Below are 2929 nucleotides of genomic sequence, written 5' to 3'. Positions count from 1 at the left end.
GCAGGTCTCATCCGCCGGGCCACCGGGGCTCAGCAGGACGCAGAGACCTTCGTGGAGCCCGTACGCCGGTACTGGCGCCTGCTCGCCGCGTTCGCGTCCTTGCACGCCTGGTCGACCGGCTCCCCGTAGCGCAGGTGCCGCTGATACGCGGCAGGCGTCCCGCACTCCGGGCCCGACTTGCTGCGGGGCCGTCCGGCCGGCTTCTTCTTCGGGGGCTGCGGGGCGGCAGCGGCCGCCTTCCGCTGCTGCTCGATCGACCACCGCTGTGCGCCCGTGGTGTTGGCGACGAGGCCGATCCGGAAGGCCTTCGGCACGCCGTCCTCACGGACGAGGGCGGCCTCCAGGCACTCCATCTGCACGGGGCATCCCTTGCAGGTCTGCTTCGCCAGGCCGATCGTCTTCTGCGAGAAGAAGACGTCCGGGTCCATGCTTCGGCAGGCGGCTTGCAGCTCCCACTCTCGATCCATGACGGGTCCTCCGTACGGTCGGTCAAGATCAAACGAAGATGTGCTGGCAGCGGGTACGTGACGGGGTGCGGTGACGGCCGTCATGACGCCACCGCCGGGACGCTGGGGGCGCCCTTGTACGTGCCGTGCTTTCGGTAGTGGCGGTCGCCGGCGTTCTTCGCCTCCTGGCATGGCGGGCACAAAGGCTCCTTCCGCCTCTTGTGCCGCTGAGCGCCGTAGTACGTGCCGCATTCAGCAGGGGCTTTGCCGGAGCGCCGGGCCATCTTCTGGTTCCACTCGGCCTTGGTGCGAACTCGGGTGAGCGCCTCGCACAGGGCCGTGGTGTCGGCCGGGAACCAGGTGCGGAGGGTCCGGCGGTCGATCCCGAGGTGTCGCGAGATCACGGAGCGATCTGTGCCGCGCTGGAGCAGCACGTCCGCCGCGAAGGCGATCTCGGGACCCGTGAGCTTCCAGCTCTCCGCGCGGAGACCGTTGACCGCGAGCTCGACGGCCACCAGGTCGAGGCACACCAGTCCCTCGGCCGAGGCCAGCCACACCGTGGGGACGGCGAGCGTCGTGACCCGGATCCAGTCGCGGCGGCGGCCAGGGAACGCCGCAGGGTAGGTGGTGAGGTTCCCGTCGGTGCGGCTCATGCGCTCACCGCCTCGAACAGGCTCAGCTGCTCATCGACGGAACGTCCGGCGGCCCGTACGATCTGACCCGCCAGCCAGAGGGTTACCAGGAGGGCGCAGACCAGCTCCTTCTGCTTCTCGCCCAGCCAGAACCTGTGCTCACAGCCCCAACCGTGGGTGCTCTTACCGCAGTTGCAGCACATCCGCTCGGTGCCGCTGACGTTGGCCTGCATGTCGCGGATCTCGTAGAGGACGTGTTCAGCACGCCGCCCACAGCGCAAGCAGCGCAAGGTCTTTGCCCGCGCTCGCCCGGTCCACTCCACCACGCTCATTCGCTCACCGCCGTCACGGTGGACACCCAGGCGAGGGCAGCGTCGTCGAGCTGCTCGCGGGCCCGGGTCACCGCCACGTAGGCGAGCCGGGCCTCCTCGCGCGGCAGGATGACCAGGCCGGTTCCCTGGTCGGGCTTCGGCGCCCGGAAGTCCGCGTGGATGCGGACTGCCGGCCACTCGCGGCCCTTGGACTTGTGCGCGGTCGACACGACCAGTTCGGCCTGCTGCTCGGAGACCAGGCCGTCGGCCGCCGAAACGATCCGCTCGGGCCCGTGCTCATCGATGAGCTTCACCAGGACCTCCAGCGAGCCGTCCTCCTCGGCCGCGTACTGCCGGACGTCGTCCCAGGACACGAAGGCCATGAGTTCGGGGTGGTCGGTCGCGCGTCCGCCCTGGAGGGCTTCGGCCGCCCAGGCGAGCTGCTTGATGGCGGAGCCGCCCCCGACCAGCGCCACCTTTCGCCCGGCCGCCAGGCCCTCCATGACGATGCCCATGGCGCCCGCGTTGGTGCGGCAGAGGATCGCGTCGGGGGCGTCGAGCGGGCCCACCGAGGATTCGGCGGCCTCCCAGCCGGTGAGGCGGAGCGGCGCGTCGATCAGGCGGAGCCAGACGTTCGCGCGATCGGCCACGGCCGGACCGAACCGGAACGACTGCGACAACGTCAGCTCCGTGCAGCCGAGTTCGCGGACGAATCCGGCGAGCGCGTCGTTGGCGCCGCGCCAGCTGTAGATCTGCTGTGCGGAGTCCCCGACGGCGATGCGCTGGGCGTGCTCCTGGGCGAGAAGGACGTCGGCGAGGACGTCGTTGGTGTCCTGGGCCTCGTCGAGGAGGACCACGTCCGTCGGGATGGTGGGCTTCGAGAGGGCCCACATCTTCAGGTAGTGATCGTGGGACAGGTTCAGCACGCTGTCGTCGCGCTGGAGGTCCTCCCAGGCGGCCCGGGCCACCGGCAGGACCAACTTGACGACCTCGCCGCGGCTCTTCTTCAGGCCGTCGAAGTGCGGGATGTGCTTCTGAACGATCTCGTCGTCGGCGCTGTGGCAGTACCGGGTGACACTGTCCAGCGCCATCCGCATGATGATCTTCGAGGTCATGGCCTTCATGCCGCCGCGGTCGGTAAGGACCGTGGGGGTCGCGCCGATGATGCCGAGGATCGAGCGGACGTCGAGGGCCTGCGCCGCCTGGTGCGCGGTCTGGCGGGGGCGCCGGAGTCGGTCGCCGTACTTCGGGTCGAAGGCGAGGCCGTGACCGGTCTTCGCCATGCAGTTGGACGGGAAGGAGCGGCGGGCGTCCGCCGCGATGGAGCTGTTGTAGGCGACGTACGTCATCCGGCGCCGCCGGTCGCTCTTGGCGATCATCTTGAGCGTCGAGGACTTGCCGCAGCCCGCGCCGGCCTGGAGGACCATGTCCAGCCCGTCGCCGTACGTCTCGATGGCCTCGGCCTGCTCGGCAGTTGGGTTCACCACTGTGGTGCACCTCCTTTCTCGGGGGTGCGGGCCCGCCCCGCATGGGGTCGGGG

4 protein-coding genes are annotated in these 2929 nt (G+C 70.0%); all 4 read right to left on the bottom strand.

Going from position 1 to position 2929, the window contains the following annotated elements; genetic code table 11:
* Window positions 1-29: 29 nt before the first annotated feature.
* Window positions 30-467 (bottom strand): WhiB family transcriptional regulator, encoded by a 438-nt coding sequence (locus tag ACFULQ_RS48940; RefSeq protein ID WP_383558289.1) that lies wholly within the window; start codon window positions 465-467, stop codon window positions 30-32.
* Between the two features lie 80 nt (window positions 468-547).
* Complete coding sequence (locus ACFULQ_RS48935) at window positions 548-1099, bottom strand: hypothetical protein (protein WP_383558286.1); 552 nt, start codon at window positions 1097-1099, stop codon at window positions 548-550.
* The gene (locus ACFULQ_RS48930; protein WP_383558284.1) at window positions 1096-1410 is read right to left on the bottom strand and encodes a hypothetical protein; all 315 of its coding nucleotides are present in this window, start codon (window positions 1408-1410) and stop codon (window positions 1096-1098) included. The genes ACFULQ_RS48935 and ACFULQ_RS48930 overlap by 4 nt, the downstream gene beginning before the upstream one ends.
* Window positions 1407-2876 (bottom strand): UvrD-helicase domain-containing protein, encoded by a 1470-nt coding sequence (locus tag ACFULQ_RS48925; RefSeq protein ID WP_383558281.1) that lies wholly within the window; start codon window positions 2874-2876, stop codon window positions 1407-1409. The genes ACFULQ_RS48930 and ACFULQ_RS48925 overlap by 4 nt, the downstream gene beginning before the upstream one ends.
* Window positions 2877-2929 lie beyond the last annotated feature (53 nt).

It is taken from the genome of Streptomyces sp. NPDC057253 (assembly GCF_042669125.1).
In the GTDB taxonomy this organism is placed as follows: domain Bacteria; phylum Actinomycetota; class Actinomycetes; order Streptomycetales; family Streptomycetaceae; genus Streptomyces.
The sequence above is the reverse complement of the archived record's forward strand: the minus strand, read 5'-3'. Positions and strand labels throughout refer to the sequence as shown.